Here is a 19,503-nt window from a genome sequence, read left to right as displayed (position 1 = left end):
ATGACAAATCCTCTGTGGCAGCGGTTCGGCGCAGTCCTCGGCGGGTTTCTGCTGCTGGTGCTGACGGGATGTTCCCCGGTCAAGGTGCTCAATGCGCTGACCCCCGACGGCACGTTCCACAAAACCGCCGGAATTGCCTATGGCGATGATCCGCGACAGAAACTCGACGTCTACGTGCCGCGCCAGCCGCTGGAGGACGCGCCGGTGGTGGTGTTCTTCTACGGCGGTAGCTGGAACAGCGGTGATCGTGGCGATTACGCGTTTGTCGGCGAGGCGCTGGCGTCGCGGGGAATTGTCGCGGTGCTGGCGGATTATCGGCTCTACCCGCAGGTGCGCTATCCGTTGTTTCTTGAAGACTCGGCGCGGGCGGTGGCCTGGACCCGGGCGCATATCCGCGAGTTCTCCGGCAACCCGCAACGCCTGTACCTGATGGGCCACAGTTCCGGCGCTTACAACGCGGCGATGCTGGCGCTGGATCCGGGTCTGCTCGGTGCGGTGGGCATGACGCCCAAAGACCTCAGCGGCTGGATCGGCCTGGCCGGGCCGTATGATTTTCTGCCCATCAAGAATCCGCAGGTGCGTCCGGTGTTCTTCTGGCCCGACTCACCGCCGCAATCGCAGCCGATCAACCATGTCAGGCAGGGCGAGCCTCCGGCACTGCTGATCGCCGCGACCAAGGACAATCTGGTCAACCCGACGCGCAACACCGCAGGCCTGGCGCGCAAACTGCGCGAGGCGGGTGTACCGGTGCAGGATCTTTACTACTCGCGCCCCAGTCATGTGACGCTGGTGGCGACCCTGTCGCGTCCGCTGCGGCGTCTGGCGCCGGTACTCGATCAGGTCGTCGCGTTCGTCAAACACACACCGGCTCAGTGAGCGGCACCGCTGAACCAGCCGTCGTTGCGCCGCAGCCACAGGGCCAGTGCGCCGAGGGTCAGGCTGCGCAAGACCATAAACAGCAGGAACGTTATCCACAGCCCATGATTGCCCAGTCCCTGTAATGCCCAGGCGAACGGCAGCAGCAGGGCGACGGTCAGCAGCATGCCGTTGCGCATCTCCCGGGCTCGAGTGGCGCCGATGAACAGGCCGTCGAGCAAGTAGCTCCAGACCGCAATCAGCGGCAGTACCGCCAGATACGGCAGATAGATGAACGCGGTATCGCGCACGCTCTGGATGTCGGTCTGCATCTCGATGAACAAGTGTCCGCCCAACAGAAACAGCGCGGCAAAACCGAGGCTGGCCAGCAACGACCAGCCGCCGGCCACCACCAGCGAACGGCGCAGGGCGAGCCGGTCGCGGGCGCCGATGGCGTGTCCGCACAACGCTTCGACCGCATGCGCCAGACCGTCCAGCGCATGCGCGGTCAGCAGCAAACCGTTGAGCAGCAGAGCATTGGCCGCCACCGTGGCATCGCCGAGCCGCGCGCCTTGCACGGTGATCAGGAAAAATACCGATTGCAGCGCCAGGCTGCGGATGAAAATGTCGCGGTTGACCGCCAGTAGCGGGCGCCAGCTCTGCCACACCTTCAAGGCCGTCCAGGCGATGTGCCCGGGATAGGCGCGCAAGGCGCCGCGGGTCAGCCACAGGCCGAGCAGGGCGCCGCTCCACTCGGCTATCACCGAGGCCCGGGCGGAACCGACCACCCCCCATTCCAGGCCAATCACGAACCACATATTGAGAGCGATGTTGATCAGGTTGGTGCTCAGCAGAATCGCCAGCGGCGCCCGGGCGTTCTGGGTGCCGAGGAACCAGCCGACCAGGGCGTAACTGGCCAGCGCTGCCGGCAGCCCGAATAACCGGGTGTGGAAGAACTCACGGGTCAGTTGATCGAGTTCGGCCGACGGCTGCATGAAGTGCAGGGCCACGCCGCTCAACGGCACGCCGAGAGTGCCGAGCACGATCGCCAATCCCAGCGCCAGCAGCAAACCCTGCAACAGAATCTGCCGTAACGCCGCGCCGTCGCTGCGCCCGGCGGCCTGAGCGGCAAACCCCGTAGTGCCCATGCGCAGAAAGCCCATGGCCCAGGCGAGAAACGTGTAGAGGCTGGCGCCGACCGCCACTGCGCCCAACTGATGGGCGTGGGGCAGGTGGCCGATGACGGTGCTGTCAACCAGCGCCACCAGCGGCACGGAAATATTGGAAAGAATCATCGGCGCGGCGAGCGCCCAGACCTTGCGGTGAGTCGGGCTGTCGCGCCAGTCGGCAATCAGGTTGGACATGGAGGCTCCTTGGGGGAGCGAGGATTGTAGCGATTCATGCGATCTATTGTGGGAGCGAGCTTGCTCGCGAAGGCAGTGTGTCAGTCAAAACAGCTTTTACTGATTTGACGCTTTCGCGAGCAAGCCCGCTCCCACAGGGGAAGAGGGGGTGTCAGTGAATAATCCAGCTCAACAACCACAACCCCAACAGCAGCCAGATGATCCCGGCAATGATCGACGCATTCATGAACGCGCGAATCGCCGACCACAGCAGCATCAGACCGACGATCAGCGCGAGGATGCTGATGATCGAAGTGTCCATGCCCAGCGTCTTCGCCAGACCATCGACAAAGTTGCCGCCGGCGTTGCTCAGAATGTTGAACAGGCCGCTGAGCCCATCGACGATGAAACGGATGATCGAACCGAGTGCCTGGCCGAGCCATTCGAAAAAGCTTTCTACCTGCATGTGTGCATCCTGATGAAAGAGCTGAGCCTTGGGCCACCGCGCGGGTGGCCGAGTTCCCTGCAACTATAGAGGGTTTGCCTCAATCCTGTGTGGGAGCGAGCCATGGCCGCTTGCGTTCAGCCGACATCCCCCCGAAGCTATACGCCTTCAGGAGAGCCCGATGAACCTTGTTGAACTGACCGAACGCCTGCACGCCATTCGCGACCGCAATGACTGGCGGCAATTTCACAGCCCGAAAAACCTCGCCATGGCCGCCAGCGTCGAGATGTCCGAGTTGGTGGAGATTTTCCAGTGGCTGACCGAAGACCAGTCACGCCAGTTGCCGGCGGACAAACTGGCGCATGCCGGGCAGGAAGTCGGCGACATCGTCCTGTATCTGTTGCTGCTGTGCAGCGAGTTGGGGCTGGACATGAATGAAGTGGTGCGCAGCAAGCTCGCCGACAGCGAACGGCGGTTCAGCTGATGAGCGACCGGCATTTCGATCAGTTGGCGACCCGGTTCGCCGAAAAAATCTACGGTGGCGCCAAAGGCGCGATTCGCCTTGCGGTGTTGCAGGCCGACCTGGCCGATGCATTGCCGGACCGACCGCTGCGCGTGCTGGACATCGGCGGCGGTCTGGGCCACATGTCGCTGTGGCTGGCCGAACGCGGCCATGAAGTGACCTTCACCGAGCCGGCCGAACCGATGCTCGAAGGTGCCCGCCAGCGCTTCGCCGAAGCCGGGCAGAGCGCGACGTTCATTCAGGCGCCGTGGCAGGAGCTGCTCGGTCAGCTCACCGAGCCCTACGATCTGGTGATCTGCCACGCGGTGCTCGAATGGCTGGCCGAGCCCCACGCGATCCTGCCGGTGTTGCATCAGTTGACCAAACCCGGTGGCTGGCTGTCGCTGGCGTTCTACAACCGTGATGCGCTGATTTATCGCAATCTGCTCAAGGGCCATTTCAAGAAAATGCGCAAAAACACCATGGCCGGTGAAAAGCAGAGCCTGACCCCGCAGCAGCCGCTTGATCCGCGGGAGCTGGCAACGCAACTCGAAGGGTTGTGGCAGGTCGAAACCCAGAGCGGGATCCGGGTTTTCCACGACTACATGCCGGTGGAATTCCAGGCCCGCGCCGAACTCGTGGATTTACTGGAGATGGAGCTCGCTCACCGTCGCCACCCAAGCTTCGCCGGGCTTGGGCGTTACTTGCACTGGATCTGCCGGCCGATCTGATCGGAGCACCACATGAAAGCTCAACTCGGGTTATTGCTGATCTGTCTGGGGTTGGCCGCCTGCCAAGGCAGCAACCCGTATGTCGCGCAGTCGCGGCCGTTGCCGCCGGCGCCGCCGCAAGCGGCCAACACCTTCGATCGCAGCGCCTACCCGGCGCCACCGCGTGATTACGGGCGCTATCGCAGTTGGGCCTGGCTCAACGGGCAATTGCCGCCGGGCACGGCCTGGGCCGATTCGGCGCAAGTGGCTGAAGCCGTCAGCAACGCGCTGGACCAACGCGGGTTGCGTCCGTTGCACGACAACCGTCCGGCCGACTTGCTGGTCAGCGCCAATCTGCGTCTGGAAACCCGCTTGCGGCAGGTGCAGGACGACTACGGCTACTACGGTGGGTACGGCGGCTATGATCGCTACGGGCGCGGTTACGGCATGTACAACACTGTGCCGATTGTTCGCACCTATCAGGAGCAGGTCGTGGTGGTGCAGGTCAATCTGTTCGACGCCGGCACCGGTCAACCGGTGTGGAGCGCCAGCGCCGAAACCGCCAATCAGGGTAGCCAACTGGTGCGCACCGACGCCATTCGCGAGGCTCTGGAAAAAGCCCTGTCGGCGTATCCGCCGAGCTAGACTTCAGGTGAGAACGCTTCGCAGATTCAGGCCTTCAACCGGAGAACAACCATGTTCCGTCGTCTCGCTTTACTGGCCATGGCCGCGCTGCTCAGTGCCTGCGCCGCCAATCAGGTCAACCATGACTTCGACGCCAGCCGCGACTTCGCCGCCTATCGCAGCTGGAGCTGGAAAGAACCGGCACTGCAATATCGCCCGGATGATCCACGGATCAAGAGCGACCTGACCGAGCAACGCATCCGCCAGGCCGTCAGCGATCAGCTCGACCAGCGCGGTTTGCGTCCCGCCGCGGCGGGAGCCAAGGGCGACCTGAGCGTGCAGACCTACCTGATCGTCGAGGATCGCCAGCAGCAAGTGACCACCAACTACGGCGGCGGTTGGGGTGGCCCGTGGAACGGGTATTGGGGCGCGCCGATGTACAACGAAACCCGCAACATCACCTACAAGGTGGCAACGATCCAGATCGACCTGCTCGACGGCAAGGACGGCAAACTGGTTTGGCGTGGCAGCGATGAACAGATGCTCAGCAGCACGCCCAATCCGCAGGATCGCAGCAACGCGGTGCGCGAAACCGTCAGCCGGATATTGGCCAACTATCCACCGCGCTAGTTCGCTGTAAAAAAAAGGGAGCCCAAGAGGCTCCCATTTTTTGCCCCACCACAAATCTCCCTGTGGGAGCGGGCTTGCTCGCGAAGACGGCGTGTCAGCCACATCCATGTTGAATGACACAGCGCATTCGCGAGAAGACGAGGTCTGCAGGGTTTTGTGCAGCACCAAATGGCGCGTTGCCACTAGCGCCGTCTACACTCAAATCCACCATCGGAGGTAGCGCTCGGCAACGCGCCGGCAAAGGAGTGCGCCATGTCGCCTCGTACGCAGTTCAACGGCCCGGCCCGGCAACGCGGGGCGATCGGGTTGATGGCGGCGCTGACACTGGGCCTGGCTCTGGTGTGCATGGTGCTGGTGGTCGATAGCGGCCGTTTGTACATGGAGCAGCGCCGCCTGCAGCGGGTGGTGGATGTGGCGGCACTGGAAGCGGTGTCGCGCCAGGGCGATTGCCTCACGGGCACAACGGCTGCCACTTATGCTACAGCGAGCGCTGCACGCAACGGCTTCACGGTGGGGCAGGGCACAACGTTGAACGTGACCTGCGGCACCGTGCAGACCGGGGCGAACAATTTGCGTGCGTTCAGCGCGAACGCTGCGCAAAAGCAAGCCATCAGTGTCGTTGCCACTCGCGTGGTACCGACCAGCGTCGCCGCCGCCCTCTACGGCCTGTTCACTCCGGGCGCCGTGTCCACGACCACTCGTCTTACGGCCACGGCAGTCGGGACTTACGCGGTACTGCCGCCGATCGCCCAACTGACCATTGGCACCACCGTGCTGACCATCGACGCCAGCAAGTCGGCTGCCCTCAATGCGTTGATAGGCCAGATGCTTGGCGGCAATCTCAACCTCAGTGTGGCGGGCTGGCAGGGGTTGGTGAACACCAATATCAATGTGCTGAGCTACCTCAATCAGCTGGCGCTGGATGTCAACGTTCAAGCCGGGAATTACACCCAACTGCTCAGCCAGAACATACGGCTGACACAACTGATCGACACCGCCATCAATGTGCTGACCCAGGGCGGCAAGACCGCCAGTGTGGCGGTCGACGGCCTTGTCGGGCTGCGAGCGGTGGTGGGCAGTACTTCGGTGGTGCTCGGGCAATTGCTGCAACTGCAAACCGGCGCCGCGTCTTCGGCGCTCAACGCCAATCTTCAAGTTTTCCAGTTGGTGGAAGCCTTCGTGCAACTGGCCAACAGTCAGAACGCGTTGGTGGCGAGCGTGCCGCTGAACATTCCGGGGCTGGTCAATGGCTCGGTCAAGGTCAAGGTCATCGAGCCGCCGCAATTGTCGGCGTTCGGTAACCCGGCACTGGCAAAAGCCGACCCCATGGGCGCCAACCGGATCTATGTGCGAACCGCCCAAGTGCGCACGGTGATCTCGCTGAATCTGCCGTTGCTCAGCGGTGTCGCCGGCCTGGCCAACGCGATTGTCAGCACGCCATTGGTGGGCGGGTTGACCGACACCCTGAACAACCTGTTGCACTTGAACATTGCCGGTACCTTGAACTCGTTGTTCTGCACATTGGGCGGAACCTGCCAGCGCACCGACCTGAAAATACTGCCGACCTCGACCATCGACATCGCCCTGGATGTGGCCGCCGCCGATAGTCATGTCACTGATTACAGTTGCGTCAGCGATGCGACCAAGACCTTGACCACCCAGACCAACTCATCGCTGGTCAAGCTCAAAGTCGGCAGGATCGATGCTGCCAATGCCTTTTCGTCCTCGGCGGACATCACTGTGCAGCCGCTGGCGCTGATCGATGTCGGGGTCATCACCTGCACCATTCCGCTGTTGGGACTTGGCTCGGCGACCTGTGATCCGAACAGCCGCATACCGTTCTACGGCGGTGGCCTGGGGATCAAGGTCGATACCTCGGTGGCCGCCACACAAAACACGCACATCTACAATCAGCCGCCGGAAATCAGGACACCGCCGCAGTACTACAGCTTCGGCACCCAAGGGCTGGTCGACAGCCTCAAGGGAACATTGGCCGGCGTTCAGGTGCAGGCATACAAGCCGACGGGCTCCAGCCTTTTGGGTGGTTTGCTGACCACCACCGCGGATGTGCTGGCAGGGGTGAACAGCACGCTGGGCGTCGTGATCGATAATCTGCTCAGTCCGGTGCTCGATCCGATCCTTGATGGTTTGCTCGCCAACCTCGGCATCACTCTGAACAAGGTTGATGTTGGCGCCAACCTCAGTTGCAAGCCGCCCGGACAGCCGATGCTGGCGATCTAGTCGATCACTGCAACCGGCAGCTCAATGCAGAATCGTGCGCCTTCATCGCCGTTGCGCACACTCAGGCGTCCGCCCATGTTTTCGACGATGCCATAGCTCACCGACAGGCCCAGACCGGTGCCGACACCCACCGGTTTGGTGGTGAAAAACGGCTCGAAAATCCGCTCCAGCAGGCGTTGATCGATACCGCCGCCGTTGTCCTCTACCCACAACCGCACCACGTGCTCGTCGCTCTCAGCAGACACGGCGATCCATGGCTGGAAATCACGATTGGCTTCGCGCTTGCTCAGCAGCGCATCGCGGGCGTTGACCATCAGATTGATCAGTACCTGCTCCAGTTGATCGACATAACCGCGCACCTGCACCTGCAAGCCTGACTCCTTGACCCGCAACTCCACGCCTTTGCCGCGCAGGCCCTCCGAAAGCAACGACAATGTGCCTTCGATGGCATCAAGGGGATTGAACGGTTGCTGTTCGATTTCCGAGCGGCGTCCGAACACTCGCATGTGATCAACCACCCGTGCGGCGCGCTGAACCTGAGCGTCGATTCGATTGAGTTTGTCGGTCAGGTAATCGACCTGCACATCGCCGTTGCTCAGCCGCTTGAGCACGTTGACGATGGCCATGCGCATCACATTCAGAGGTTGATTGATTTCGTGCGCGAGACCGGTAGCCATTTCGCCGAGGGTGGCCATTTTCGCGCTCTGTGTGAGCTGCTGCTGCGAGCGGCGCACCTCCGTGTTGTCGCGTCCCACTGCTTGTACTTCGAGCAGTCGCCCATGCTCGTCGAACACTCCGCGATCCGACCAGACCCACCACGCATGTTCGCGGCCGGGCAGGCGCAGATTGATTTCGGCAGTACTCACCGGTAGTTGCGGGGTCAGTTGCGCCAAGCGCTGGTTGAACGCTTCGCGTTGTTCGTCGGACATCCAGCTGCCGAGGTTAACCCCGGTCAGCTCCTCCGGTGCACATTCCAGATACTTCGCCAGGGGCCGGTTGCCGAAGATCAGCGTCAGGTCCGGGCGATAGCGGCAGATCATCGCCGGCGAATCTTCCACCAGAATCCGGTAGCGTTCTTCGCTGGCCCGGACCTGTTCAGCGGCGAGCGTCGCCTCGGTGACATCCAGCCACAGGCCCACCGCTTCCACCGGCAAACCGAGATCGTCGCGCAGCAGTTTGGCTTCATCGAGCAACCAATGTGCCTGGCCTTGCTGGTCGAGAACCCGATAGCGCGTGCTCACCGTGCCCTCGCGCAGCAATTGGCGGGTGCGCTGGAAATAGACGGAGCGGTCGTCGGGGTGCACATGCTCGACCAGTGCGCCGTCGGCGCAGTCGGCCAGACTCCAGCCCAGCAGCGGTTGCAGGCTGGCGCTGAAAAAGGTCGGTTGCAGCGCACCTTCGACGTAGCGCTGCACATAGATCACCGCCGGTGAACTGGCGATCAGGTTATCCAGCCGCGCGTGTGCGGCGGCGGCCTGTTGCTGCTGATTCTTGATGTCGCTGATGTCCAGCATGAATCCCACGAGTCGGCGTTCGGCACCGATGCCCAGCGCCTGGCCCTGTACGCGATACCACATCGGTGGTGCCTCTTCGGTGCGTTGCAGGCGCACGCAAAGCTCCAGCGGCGAGCCTTCATCTTGCAAGGATTGCAGGTTACTGCGCAGTTCATCCCGGTCGGCGGGGTGTACACGGGCAAACCAGTCCTGAAGCGACAGGCGTGTTGCCGGCAGGCCGAGGTTGTTGGCCAGTGCCTTGGCCAGTTGCACCTCGGCGCTGTCAAACACTTCCCACCACCCGGTGCCCAGCAGCGCCTGGAGGATCTCCAGGCGTTCCAGTTGTTGCTGATGATGGTGCTCACGCAAGCGCTCCAGCAGGGGTGCGGCGATGGCGGTGGCCAATGACTGCCAGTCACGATCGCTGAGGTCTGGCGCCTGTTGCCGGGCGTCATAACAGGCACAGAGCAACCACGCCGCCACACCCCGAGCGTCGCAGTAGGGCACGGCAAAGCCAGGATGGGGGCCAGCCACGCTACCCAGTCGCGGCTGCTCGCTGGCATTCAGTTGTTGAGGCGCCGCGCTGTTCAGGCTATCCAGCGCAGTACCCAGACGTTGTCCCGGGTGCCACAACTGCGGCGCGTCGAGCGCGGTGTAGTGTTGATGGATCTGCCAGCCCTGTTCCTGATCGTCGAGCAACGCCACCGCCAGACACGGGATATGCAAGTGCTGGCTGACGCGTTGCAATTGTTCGCCGAGTACGTCCGCAAGGCGCACGAGGCTGCACTGACACAACTGATCGCGGATCTGTCCCGCGAGCCGTTGGCACTGCTCACGACTGTGTGCCTGACGCCGCTCGCTCAACAGGTCTCCGATGTCGAGCAAGTGCATCAGCCAGCCTTCACTCCGGGGCTCGATCCAGCCGCGTAAATGCAGCGGGGGGCCGGCCTGGCTGAAGAAGTCCAGATCGAGTATTTGCCCCTGCCAGTCCTGCGGCCGACCTTCAACCACAAGGCTGCTCTGAGGCAAAAGGTAGTCGGTCAGGTGTGTGAGCGGACGGGCCGTCAACTGCACCAGCGCATGGCGTACCGGGCCGCTCAGGTGCTCGACGTGACCGTCATTGTCCAGATACACCTGCAGGCCGACGCTCTGCACCAGAGGGGAATTCGGGCCGTCAGGCAAGCCCGGCGGTCGATTGAGCAGGCGGCCGAGCAAGGTGTGGCCCGCACTCAAAACTGCAGGCTCGAGGAGGCGCGCAATGTCGCCGGCAGACGCGGCACCGGGCCGATTCCCGGCAGCACCAGAAACGGCAGTGCCTGATTCAGTTTGGACGTGGGGTAATTGATGCTCACCGTCAGCAACCCTCCGACATAGGTGATGCTGCTGTCGGTGGCGGCGTTGAAGTTCAGTGCCCCAGGCAGCCATCCCAGTTGCCGGGTCAGTTCGGTGCGGGCGAGGTTGGTCAATGCAGTCGAGTAGTTGGCGGTGGCCGGATCCAGCGCCACGCTGCGGCGCACTGCCTCGGCGGTGGACTCGTTGAATGACTGCATCAACAACAGCGGCAGGCTGTAGCTCACCAAGCCGTAAAACACCGCGAAAAACACCACGAACACCAGGGCGAACTCAATGGCCACGGCGCCTTTTTGCTTGCGGGGGAGGTTGGTTTTCATGAGTGCGTCTACCCTGACAATCACTACGTAATGTCAGCATAGAATCAATCGGCCAAAACGGACGTTTTTTAGCGCATGCACAGCATTGTCCTACTGATCTGGCTGACGCTTTGCGCGGCGCAGGATGCCCGACAGCGGCATATCTCCAATGTGCTCACGCTGGGGGGCGGCGCCTTGGCAATGGTCTATCTGTTGGGCACCGGCAACACCTGGCTTGGAGCTGAAGCGGTTCAGGGCGGTTGGGCCGCATTACTCGCTCTGGTGCTGACGTTGCCCGGTTATCGATGGCGCCGATTGGGCGCCGGCGATGTGAAACTAATGACAGCCTTTGGTCTTGCGACGGACGGTCAGCTGTTGCTTTACACGTTTATCGGCGCCGCACTCGCCAGTTTGATGTGGTTATTGCTTGCGCCAAAACTCTGGCTGCATATGAGTCAAGGGGTTAGGCAACGTCTACGATATCTGGAGCCATCAAAGTCAAAAAAGCTGCCATTTGCACCGTTCGTGTTGAGTGGAGCGCTACTGGCTTTGCTTTGGATCCATTAGTCGCCAGCTGCCACTACTGCTATGTACATAGTAGGAAAGTGGGTCTACTTTCAAATCAGCGGTTATACAGCCACCTGCGCTGAGTACAGGAACGGTCAGCCTTTTGGCCTGAGCATGGAGTTGCAAGTGAACAAGCTTACGTCCGTTGTGAAGGTTCTCGTGGTCGACGATCAGCCACTGATTGTCGAGGAACTGTGCGAATTTCTCGAAAGCAGCGGCTACCGTTGCGTGCCTTGCGAATCCAGCAAGCAGGCCATCGAGCAATTTGTCGAAAACCCCGCCATCGGCCTGGTGCTGTGCGATCTGCACATGCCGGACATGGACGGTATCCAGTTGGTGCAGGAACTGCAGCGTCTTTCGGGCAAGCACCGGGTGTTCGAGGCCATCATGCTCACCGGTCGCGCCGACAAGCAGGATGTGATCAAGGCATTGCGTGCCGGAATCGCCGATTACTACCAGAAGCCGATCAACATGGACGAGCTGCTGGAGGGTTTGCAACGTCAGGAAGCTGCCTTGCAGGAACGGCAGAAAACCCTGCAACTGGGACACTTGAACGAGAAGCTCCAGTATCTCTCCGAGTCGATCGACGACCTGTACCAAGACCTCGACAAGGTGCGACGCGCGCCGGCACCGAGAAGCGATGAGCTATCGGCTGAAGGCGACGGGCTGGAAATCCCGGCGATCTTCAATCAGCTGTCACCGCGTCAGCTCGATGTCGCGCGGCTGGTCGGCAAAGGCCAGACCAACTACCAGATCGCCTGTGAACTGGGAATCACCGAGAACACGGTCAAGCTGTATGTCTCGCAGGTGTTGCGTTTGACACACATGCATAACCGCACTCAGTTGGCCCTCGCATTGTCACCAGGCACTTCAGGATTACGCCAGCGAGTGACCGCGCACTGACCTCTGTTTGTCCCGGACATCCGCCCGGGTCAAACCTTTCGATTTCAACCGATATTGGTCTTGGCCTTGGGAAACAGGTTGTCCAGGGTTTCCAGCAGGCGCACGTGATAGATCGGCTTGCGAAACAGATCGAGAACCTGCAGGCGCAGCATATCGCTGACGTCCTCCATGTCCGCATGCCCGGAGGTGACGATCACCGGCAGGTGCTGGCGCGAAGTGTGTTCACGCAGGCGCTTGATCAGCGACATGCCGCTTTCTTCCGGCATGCGCAGATCGGTGATCACCAGGGCGATATCGGGATGGCGGGTCAGATGGTGCAGCGCAAGCTTTACCGATGTTGCGGTGTGGCAAGTGAAGCCCTCGCCTTCCAGCAACTCCGCCAACTCCAGCAGTGCATCCTCTTCATCGTCGACGAGAAGCAACTGCTGGCGAGGAGGTACGGAAGAGTTCATGGGCAACACCTGCAATGGACTGAGTTCTGACGGTAGAACCCAATGGGCGCATTGACAAGTTATCCGCCCAACGCAGTCTGGATCGACGTCAGGATTGCGGTAACCCGAGTACCAATGCCGTTACCGAAGGCGGCTATCACCAGCGCCACCAGACCCACGACCAGCGCGTATTCGATGGCTGATGCTCCTTCGGTGTCTTTGGCCAGGCCTTTGACGAACGCCACTTGAGCTTTGATTTTGCGGGCTACCCGGGAATACGACATGAGAGTTCTCCTTGAGCACACCAGGTGTTGCGCGTTCGCAACATGATTTCCCTGTGCCAGCATCAGCATTGTCGGCATTTTCAGGACCAACAACTGTAAGAACGAATTAATACCAAAGTAGTGAGGCACTGTTTCGCGTTTCAAAACCGCTTTTGGCGCATCAGCCCTCTACTTTCGCTGGATATTTCAACCTTCGTAATGGCGTTTTGTTCTTCCTGCGCTACCGTCAAATAGCGAAATAGTTACTTGTTCATAGCTGCCTGATTGCGAAGTTATCTCGTTGGAAGTACGGGTCATTGCATAAGAAGAGCACGCAGCGGGAAAGGGAGAGCCGTCATGAACAGTCGCGTCACTTTGGGCCTGGCCGGATTGTTTCTGGTGGGGGCCATCATCGCCGGGTATTGGGGACTCACTTTGGGTCGGCAACCTGTCGCCGCTGAACCGGTCGCGACCCCCGTAGCCGTTCCTGTGGAACCAGCGCCAGCCGCTCCCGCCGCGGTGGAGGATCCGAGCCGCCAGCCAGTCGTCGTGCTGCTACGCGATATCGCCCCTTTCGTGAAAATCACTGCCGCCGATGTCGCCGTGGAGAAAGTACGAACAGCACCGGCCGGTAGCCTCGGCAATGTCGATCAGGTCATCGGACGCACGCCGTGGCGGCCGTTGAGTGCCGGCACCTGGCTCAGTGACGAGAGCTTCGAACCTGGCAGTCAACTGTCGAGGATGATTCGTCCCGGCGAGCGTGCACTGGCTGTGGCCGTTGATGAAGTGATCAATGTCGGCGGGCAACTGGCGCCGGGCGATTACGTCGACGTGCTGCTGTTTCTGCGCAAGGACGAAGTGAATCCACAACCTTCTGCGCAACTGGTAATCCCGGCGGTCCGGGTGCTGGTGGTCGGCAGCCAGACAGGACTGACCAACGACGGCCAGCCAACCGGCGCGGCCCGCAGCGACGACGAACGCCTCAAGCAGGAACAGCAACGCATGGCCGCACGCAGTGTGGTGCTGGCGGTGCCGGAGCCAATGCTCAGCCGCTTGATGCTGGCGTCCGGTGCTGGTGTGTTGCGCCTGGCCGTGCGCAGTGCCGATGAGCAGCAATTGGCGAAGTATTGGGCAGGCCAAAACGATGTTGCGACGCGCCTTGATACACCGCGTCGCGAACTTCTGGAGTTCAGTCAGCTGTCACTGGCGACGCCACCCAGACCCATGGCCGTAGCCGGTGCACCGGCCCCGCGCAAAGCGACCGTCGAAGTGATCCGCGGCGCCGAAACCACCCCACCCACTCCCTGAATCGAGCAAGGACGCCTTTACATGCGCAGACGCTTTACGCCCCTGTTCAACGGCTTGCTTCTGGCCCCGCTGCTGGGTATTGCCGCCAGCGGCAGTGCCGTCGCCGCGACTGGCAATTGCGCAGCACTCGGCCAGTTGCCGGCCACGCTGGAAGTCGGCGAGGGCTTGCAGCAGGCGCTGCAATCACCGGTGGCGATCACCCGAGTCGCGGTGGGCGACCCGAAAATCGCCGACGTGCGCGTGACCGGCGATCAAGGGGTGTTGGTGACCGGTGTCGCTCCCGGCGCAACCACCCTGATGATCTGGAGTGCCTGCGCCAGTGCACCGCGTCAAAGCATGGTGTTCGTCCAGGGCAAGGCCAGTGCGGCGATGACAGCCGTGGCATTGCCGGCCAGCGAAGATCCGACACTGCCGTCGCAAGTGCAGACCGACATCCGCTTCGTCGAGGTCAGCCGTACCAAATTGAAAGAGGCCGGTACGCAGATTTTCGGCAAGGGCTCGAACAATTTCCTGTTCGGCGCACCGGGCACGGTGCCTAACACCGGCGTCACGCCAGGCGTGGTGCCGTTGCGTAATCTAGACCCGCGCATCGCGGTGCCGAGCATCCCGCTAGCCAACGACATGTTCAACATTGTCTGGGGCGGCGGCAGCAGTAAATTCCTCGGCATCGTCAATGCGCTTGAGGGCAGCGGTTTTGCCTACACTCTGGCCCGCCCGAGCCTGGTGGCGCTGAGCGGACAGAGCGCCAGCTTTCTGGCCGGCGGTGAAATCCCGATCCCGGTCCCCAGCGCCAACAGCAACAGCTATTCCATCGAATACAAGGAATTCGGCATTCGCCTGACACTGACCCCGACCGTCGTCGGCCGCGATCGCATAGCCCTCAAGGTCGCACCGGAGGTCAGTGAGCTGGACTACAACAACGGCGTTACCATCGGTGGCACCAGGGTGCCGGCGTTCACCATTCGCCGCACCGATACCAGCATTTCACTGGCCGATGGCGAGAGTTTTGTCATCAGCGGCCTGATCAGCACCAACAATGCCTCCGAAGTGAACAAGTTTCCCGGGTTGGGCGATATCCCGGTGCTCGGTGCGTTTTTCCGCAACTCCTCGGTCAACCGCCAGGAGCGCGAGCTGCTGATGATCGTCACCCCGCACCTGGTACAGCCGCTGGCCGCGAATGCACCGTTGCCGTCGCTGCCGGGGGAAAAACTGCGTAATTACGACCCGAACTGGTACCGCCTGTACTTCCTGGAAAATGGCAACTTCGATAAACGCAGTGGGCTATCGCAATGAGTCAGAGCCTCAGCCAGACCTTCCTGGCCATCACCCGCAACGACACCGATCTTGAATGGTTGCAGGGCGCACTGGCGCCGCTGGGCCAAGTGGTCAGCGCCGGCGGCGGCAGTCTTGACGAATTGCTCGCGTTGGTCGATGTGACCTTCGCCAGCCTGGTGTTCGTCGGTCTCGATCGCGACCATCTGGTGGCGCAAAGTGCCTTGATCGAAGGCGTACTGGAAGCCAAGCCGATGCTCGCCATCGTGGCCCTGGGCGATGGCATGGATAATCAACTGGTGCTCAATGCGATGCGCGCTGGTGCGCGGGATTTCGTTGCCTATGGTTCACGTTCCAGCGAGGTTGCCGGGCTGGTTCGACGCCTGAGCAAACGCCTGCCGGCGGTGACGCCGAATGCCCAGCTTGGTGGCCTGACCGTGCTTTACGGCGTGCAAAGCAACGCCGACGGTGCGTTGCTCGCCAACCACATGGCGCTGGTCGTGCAGAAGAGCGGTCAGCAAACCCTGTTGCTCGATCTTGGCTTGCCGCGCGGTGATAGTCTGGCGTTGCTGGGGCTGGAGAGTTCGTTCCATTTCGGCGATGCCTTGCGTCACTTACGGCGCCTTGACGCGACCCTGATCGACAGCGCATTCACCAGCGCCGAGGCGGGCCTGCGCATTCTGGCGTATGCCAGTGGCGACGAGCCGCTCGAGCGCACCAGTGCCGCTGAGTTGTACATGCTGCTCAGCGCGTTGCGTCAACACTTCCAGCACATTGTGGTCAACCTCACCGGTCAGCCGGACAGCGAAGCCTTGCGCACCTTCGTCAGCCATTGCGACAAGCTGTTGTGGTACACCGACCAGAACGTCCTCGATTGCCGGCGCAACCTGACGGTGCTCAATCTGTGGCGGGAAAAAGGCATGAAACTCGACCACGGGCGCTTGTTGGTCGACCGTTATCTGCGCAACGTCGCGCCAGACTCCGACACGCTCGGCAAGACGTTTGGCCTGGAGGTGATCGCCGTGCTGGCGTGTAGTCCGGAGCTGCGCCTGAACGCGAAAAACCAGGGCGTCACGCTGTTTGAACTCGCCCCGCGCGAAGCCCTCAGTCAAAGCCTGCGCACTCTCGGCGAGCGTCTGGCCAAACGCTCCGAAGGCTTGGCGAAACCCAAAATCAACTGGTTCAACCGCCTGCGGGGCACCTCATGAACGGGGAGCAACTGTTTGGCGGGCAGCAACGCCACTCAACCGGTAATACCGATCACGACGGTCTCAAACTGGTGCTGCACCGCTACATCATCGACGCCATCGAGGAGTCCGGGAAAAACCTGCTGGAAGGTTCGCGGCAGGTGCTTTCGCAGTTTGTCATCGACAAGGTGGCCGAATACATCGCACGCCTGCACCTGGCGATTTCGCGATATGAAATGGAGCGACTGGCTGAAGAAATCGTCGACGAGCTGACCGGTTTCGGCCCACTCGAAGTACTGCTGCGCGACAGTGCGGTGACCGAAATTCTGGTCAACGGCCCGTACCGGGTGTTCATCGAGCGCGACGGTGTGTTGCACATGAGTGATCTGCGTTTTATCGATGCACATCACGTCGAGCGCGTCATGCAACGCATCCTCGCCCCGCTCGGGCGACGTCTCGACGAGTCCTCGCCGATGGTCGATGCGCGGCTGCCCGATGGCAGCCGCGTCAACGCGATCATTCCACCGATTGCCCTCGACGGCCCGTGCCTGTCGATTCGAAAGTTTCGCAAGGACATGCTCAAGAGCAGCGACCTGATGGCGATGCAAACCATCGACCAGGCGATTTTCGACTTTATCGAAGAGGCGGTAGGCAAGCGCTGCAACATCCTCATCAGCGGCGGTACCGGCACCGGTAAAACCACCTTGCTGAACATTCTCAGTCAGTTGATCAATCCCCACGAACGTCTGGTGACCATCGAAGACGTCGCTGAGTTGCAACTTGGCCACCCGCATGTCGTACGGCTGGAAACCCGCCCGCCGAATGCCGAGGGCCACGGCGAAGTCAAGGCCAGCGACCTGATCCGCAACGCCCTGCGGATGCGTCCCGACCGGATCATCCTTGGCGAGATTCGTGGGGTGGAAGTGGTCGATGTGCTGACCGCGATGAACACCGGTCACGACGGCTCGATGAGCACCGTGCACGCCAACAATGCGCAGGATGCGCTGCTGCGCCTGGAGACACTGGTGGGCCTTACCGGCCGCACGATCGCCGAGCGTACCCTGCGCCAGATGATCTGCGCCGCCCTCGACGTGATTATTCAGCTGACTCGCATGCCCGACGGCCGCCGCTGCGTCAGCGAAGTAGTGGAAGTGGTCGGTGTGCGCGACGACGTCTATGTCACCAACACGCTGTTTCGCCTCGACCGTCGCACCGGCTTCGGTTTTCTGCGTGAAGCGGTGAACCCGGCCGGTGACAAATTGCGCCGCGACCCGGCGCATCCGCATTGAGGGGCACGGCATGCTCAAGCCGCTATTGCTGATCGTGATTTGCCTGGCTTTGCTCGGCCTGTCGTTGCGCCTGTTTTACAACGGCTGGCGGCAGAGTGGCTCGGAGCGCGTGCTCGAGCGGCTGAGTCAGGGGCAGCCGCAACTGGCAGGCGAAGAACCGCGTTGGGCAGGCCTGGAGCGTGCGTTCTTGCGCGCCGGTCTGGGGCGCCCGACTGATCGACTCGGCGTGTGGCTGCTGTTGTGGGCATTTGCAACATTGATCGGCTTCGCCGTCGCCGGGTGGGTGGGTTTGCTGGTACTGATGGCGTTGCCGCCGGTAGTCATGCGGCTGTATATCAGTTGGCGTTACCAACGGCGATTGCGGCGCATGATCGAACAATTGCCGCAACTGCTCGACCACACGGTGCGCAGCCTCAAGTCTGGACGCACCCTGGCAGATGCCGTACTCGGTGGCATCGAGGCCAGTGAAGCGCCTCTGAAAGACGCCATGGGTCGGGTGCAGCGCAACGTGCAGTTGGGGGTCAGTTTGCCTGACGCGGTGGCGGATCTGGCCGAGCTTTACGAGCGGGATGAGTTTCGCCTGTTCGCCCTTGGCCTCAAGGTTAATCATCGCTACGGCGGCAACGCCAGCGAGCTGCTGGAAAACCTGATCAAGATGATCCGCGAACGTGACCAGGCCTCACGCCAATTGCGTGCCATGACCGGCGAAACCCGGCTCACCGCGTGGGTACTGGGACTGTTGCCGATCACCATGGCGGGTTATTTCCTGCTGTCCAATCCAGTGTATCTGGTCGCCATGTGGCACGACCCGTCCGGGCAGCGCATGCTCGCTGCGGCGTTCGGCATGCAGGTGATCGGCAGCCTGTTGCTTTGGCGGATGTTGCGCAGCCTATGACCACGCCTCTGATAATCAGCGCTTTATTCTTGCTCGGTGCCGCGGTGCTGTTGATCGCCAATCTGTTGGAGCAGCGTCGGCGCAGCCGGCAGATCAGTCGTCGGCTCGATGGCGAGATGATTCGCGAGAATCGTTTTGGCAACCTCCTGCAAGTGCTCGGCGAAAGCAAGGTCGGCCAGCACAGCGTAAAGATTGACTATGAAACCCAGACGCTGCTCAACCGCCTCGGCTGGCGCAGTGCGCGGCAACGTTCGCTGTTCGCCGCCTGCCAGATCGGCTCTCCGCTGTTAATGCTCGCCTTGGTGCTGTTGCTGCAAGGGGTGTTCTTCCCCCACGTGGAAAAACAGTGGATTGCGCCATTGTTTGCCCTCGGCGTCGGCTACCTGCTGCCCAAACGCCTGCTGGTAATGGCGGTGGCACGTCGGCAGAAACGACTGGCGAGCGAGATCATCACGTTCCTGCCGCTGCTGCGCATTCTCTTTGAGTCGGGCATGGCGGTGGAGCAGGCGTTACGGGTGTTGAGCCACGAGGCCCAGGCGCTGTTGCCCGTGCTGACGCAAGAGCTGCGTCTGGTCCTGGTGCGGGTCGACTCGGGTCTCGAACTGGGTGAAGAACTGAACAAGGCCACCCAGCTGCTGGCGGTGGACGAGTTCACCGACACCTGCGTGATCCTTCAGCAATTGCTCTATCAGGGCGGCGGCGCGATGAAATCGTTGCTGTCGCTCAAGCAATTGCTTGACGACCGGCGCCTCACCCGGCTGCAGGAATACATATCGAAAATGTCCGCCAAAATGTCCGTCGTGATGATGCTGTTTCTCTTCCCGGCGTTGTTGATTGTCCTGGCTGGCCCGGGCTTCACCGCCCTGGCCAAGGCCTTGGGTGCTTAGAGGGATCGT

The 19,503-nt window shown here is 61.6% G+C and carries 20 protein-coding genes; 14 read left to right on the top strand and 6 right to left on the bottom strand.

Annotation, left to right across the window (positions count from 1 at the left end; genetic code table 11):
* Positions 1-876, top strand: a complete 876-nt coding sequence (locus M0808_RS11890; RefSeq protein ID WP_247841199.1) for an alpha/beta hydrolase — start codon at positions 1-3, stop codon at positions 874-876.
* On the opposite strand, the gene M0808_RS11885 is transcribed toward M0808_RS11890, so the two are convergent.
* Both M0808_RS11885 and M0808_RS11880 read right to left on the bottom strand, forming a co-directional pair.
* The gene (locus M0808_RS11885) at positions 870-2,219 is read right to left on the bottom strand and encodes an MATE family efflux transporter (RefSeq protein WP_247841197.1); all 1,350 of its coding nucleotides are present in this window, start codon (positions 2,217-2,219) and stop codon (positions 870-872) included. The genes M0808_RS11890 and M0808_RS11885 overlap by 7 nt on opposite strands.
* 151 nt (positions 2,220-2,370) lie before the next feature.
* Positions 2,371-2,664 (bottom strand): hypothetical protein, encoded by a 294-nt coding sequence (locus M0808_RS11880; RefSeq protein ID WP_007963021.1) that lies wholly within the window; start codon positions 2,662-2,664, stop codon positions 2,371-2,373.
* A 160-nt stretch (positions 2,665-2,824) separates the two neighbouring features.
* Here M0808_RS11880 and M0808_RS11875 point away from each other — a divergent pair, with 160 nt between their 5' ends.
* The 5 genes from M0808_RS11875 to M0808_RS11855 all read left to right on the top strand — a co-directional run bounded on the left by M0808_RS11875 (position 2,825) and on the right by M0808_RS11855 (position 7,350).
* Positions 2,825-3,127 carry a MazG-like family protein gene (locus tag M0808_RS11875; RefSeq protein ID WP_007951009.1) on the top strand — a complete coding sequence of 101 codons (303 nt, stop codon included), beginning with the start codon at positions 2,825-2,827 and terminating at the stop codon, positions 3,125-3,127.
* The gene (locus M0808_RS11870) at positions 3,127-3,876 is read left to right on the top strand and encodes a methyltransferase (protein WP_247841195.1); all 750 of its coding nucleotides are present in this window, start codon (positions 3,127-3,129) and stop codon (positions 3,874-3,876) included. The genes M0808_RS11875 and M0808_RS11870 overlap by 1 nt, the downstream gene beginning before the upstream one ends.
* Before the next feature lie 12 nt (positions 3,877-3,888).
* Entirely contained in the window at positions 3,889-4,500 is a 612-nt protein-coding gene (locus M0808_RS11865; protein WP_247841193.1) for a DUF4136 domain-containing protein, read from the top strand.
* A 51-nt stretch (positions 4,501-4,551) separates the two neighbouring features.
* Complete coding sequence (locus M0808_RS11860) at positions 4,552-5,109, top strand: DUF4136 domain-containing protein (RefSeq protein WP_007963018.1); 558 nt, start codon at positions 4,552-4,554, stop codon at positions 5,107-5,109.
* Between the two features lie 252 nt (positions 5,110-5,361).
* Positions 5,362-7,350 (top strand): pilus assembly protein TadG-related protein, encoded by a 1,989-nt coding sequence (locus tag M0808_RS11855; RefSeq protein WP_139053454.1) that lies wholly within the window; start codon positions 5,362-5,364, stop codon positions 7,348-7,350.
* On the opposite strand, the gene M0808_RS11850 is transcribed toward M0808_RS11855, so the two are convergent.
* Both M0808_RS11850 and M0808_RS11845 read right to left on the bottom strand, forming a co-directional pair.
* Positions 7,347-10,076: a PAS domain-containing sensor histidine kinase gene (locus tag M0808_RS11850; RefSeq protein ID WP_247841191.1), complete on the bottom strand. Its 2,730-nt coding sequence runs from the start codon at positions 10,074-10,076 to the stop codon at positions 7,347-7,349. The two genes, M0808_RS11855 and M0808_RS11850, sit on opposite strands and share 4 nt — an antisense overlap.
* Complete coding sequence (locus M0808_RS11845) at positions 10,073-10,513, bottom strand: TadE/TadG family type IV pilus assembly protein (protein WP_027613607.1); 441 nt, start codon at positions 10,511-10,513, stop codon at positions 10,073-10,075. The genes M0808_RS11850 and M0808_RS11845 overlap by 4 nt, the downstream gene beginning before the upstream one ends.
* Before the next feature lie 75 nt (positions 10,514-10,588).
* Between M0808_RS11845 and M0808_RS11840 the strand changes: the two genes are divergently transcribed.
* On the top strand, positions 10,589-11,059 hold the full coding sequence (locus M0808_RS11840; RefSeq protein WP_210556626.1) for a prepilin peptidase: 471 nt from the start codon (positions 10,589-10,591) through the stop codon (positions 11,057-11,059).
* A gap of 126 nt (positions 11,060-11,185) precedes the next feature.
* Positions 11,186-11,962 (top strand): response regulator transcription factor, encoded by a 777-nt coding sequence (locus tag M0808_RS11835; RefSeq protein WP_139053451.1) that lies wholly within the window; start codon positions 11,186-11,188, stop codon positions 11,960-11,962.
* A gap of 44 nt (positions 11,963-12,006) precedes the next feature.
* Here the strand turns inward: M0808_RS11835 and M0808_RS11830 are convergent, their stop codons facing one another.
* Together M0808_RS11830 and M0808_RS11825 are read right to left on the bottom strand one after the other, a co-directional pair.
* Complete coding sequence (locus M0808_RS11830; RefSeq protein ID WP_027613610.1) at positions 12,007-12,414, bottom strand: response regulator; 408 nt, start codon at positions 12,412-12,414, stop codon at positions 12,007-12,009.
* A gap of 59 nt (positions 12,415-12,473) precedes the next feature.
* Positions 12,474-12,677, bottom strand: coding sequence for a Flp family type IVb pilin (locus M0808_RS11825; RefSeq protein WP_027613611.1), 204 nt, complete (start codon positions 12,675-12,677; stop codon positions 12,474-12,476).
* Between the two features lie 336 nt (positions 12,678-13,013).
* Between M0808_RS11825 and cpaB the strand changes: the two genes are divergently transcribed.
* Genes cpaB through M0808_RS11795 form a run of 6 tightly spaced genes read left to right on the top strand, consistent with a single transcriptional unit; the run spans position 13,014 to position 19,494 of the window.
* Positions 13,014-13,964, top strand: coding sequence for a Flp pilus assembly protein CpaB (gene cpaB / locus M0808_RS11820; protein WP_027613612.1), 951 nt, complete (start codon positions 13,014-13,016; stop codon positions 13,962-13,964).
* 21 nt (positions 13,965-13,985) lie between these two features.
* Complete coding sequence (locus tag M0808_RS11815; protein WP_027613613.1) at positions 13,986-15,257, top strand: type II and III secretion system protein family protein; 1,272 nt, start codon at positions 13,986-13,988, stop codon at positions 15,255-15,257.
* Complete coding sequence (locus M0808_RS11810; protein ID WP_139053449.1) at positions 15,254-16,444, top strand: pilus assembly protein; 1,191 nt, start codon at positions 15,254-15,256, stop codon at positions 16,442-16,444. Before M0808_RS11815 ends, M0808_RS11810 begins: the two co-directional genes overlap by 4 nt.
* The gene (locus tag M0808_RS11805; RefSeq protein ID WP_027613615.1) at positions 16,441-17,712 is read left to right on the top strand and encodes a CpaF family protein; all 1,272 of its coding nucleotides are present in this window, start codon (positions 16,441-16,443) and stop codon (positions 17,710-17,712) included. The genes M0808_RS11810 and M0808_RS11805 overlap by 4 nt, the downstream gene beginning before the upstream one ends.
* Positions 17,713-17,722: 10 nt before the next feature.
* Positions 17,723-18,607, top strand: coding sequence for a type II secretion system F family protein (locus M0808_RS11800; protein WP_247841189.1), 885 nt, complete (start codon positions 17,723-17,725; stop codon positions 18,605-18,607).
* On the top strand, positions 18,604-19,494 hold the full coding sequence (locus M0808_RS11795) for a type II secretion system F family protein (protein WP_247841187.1): 891 nt from the start codon (positions 18,604-18,606) through the stop codon (positions 19,492-19,494). The genes M0808_RS11800 and M0808_RS11795 overlap by 4 nt, the downstream gene beginning before the upstream one ends.
* The last annotated feature ends 9 nt before the right edge of the window (positions 19,495-19,503 follow it).

Origin of the sequence: Pseudomonas sp. MWU12-3103b, assembly GCF_023100615.1 — a bacterium.
GTDB classification, from domain to species: domain Bacteria; phylum Pseudomonadota; class Gammaproteobacteria; order Pseudomonadales; family Pseudomonadaceae; genus Aquipseudomonas; species Aquipseudomonas putida_A.
Note: the sequence above shows the minus strand (reverse complement) of the source record. Positions and strands in the feature narration are given on the sequence as shown.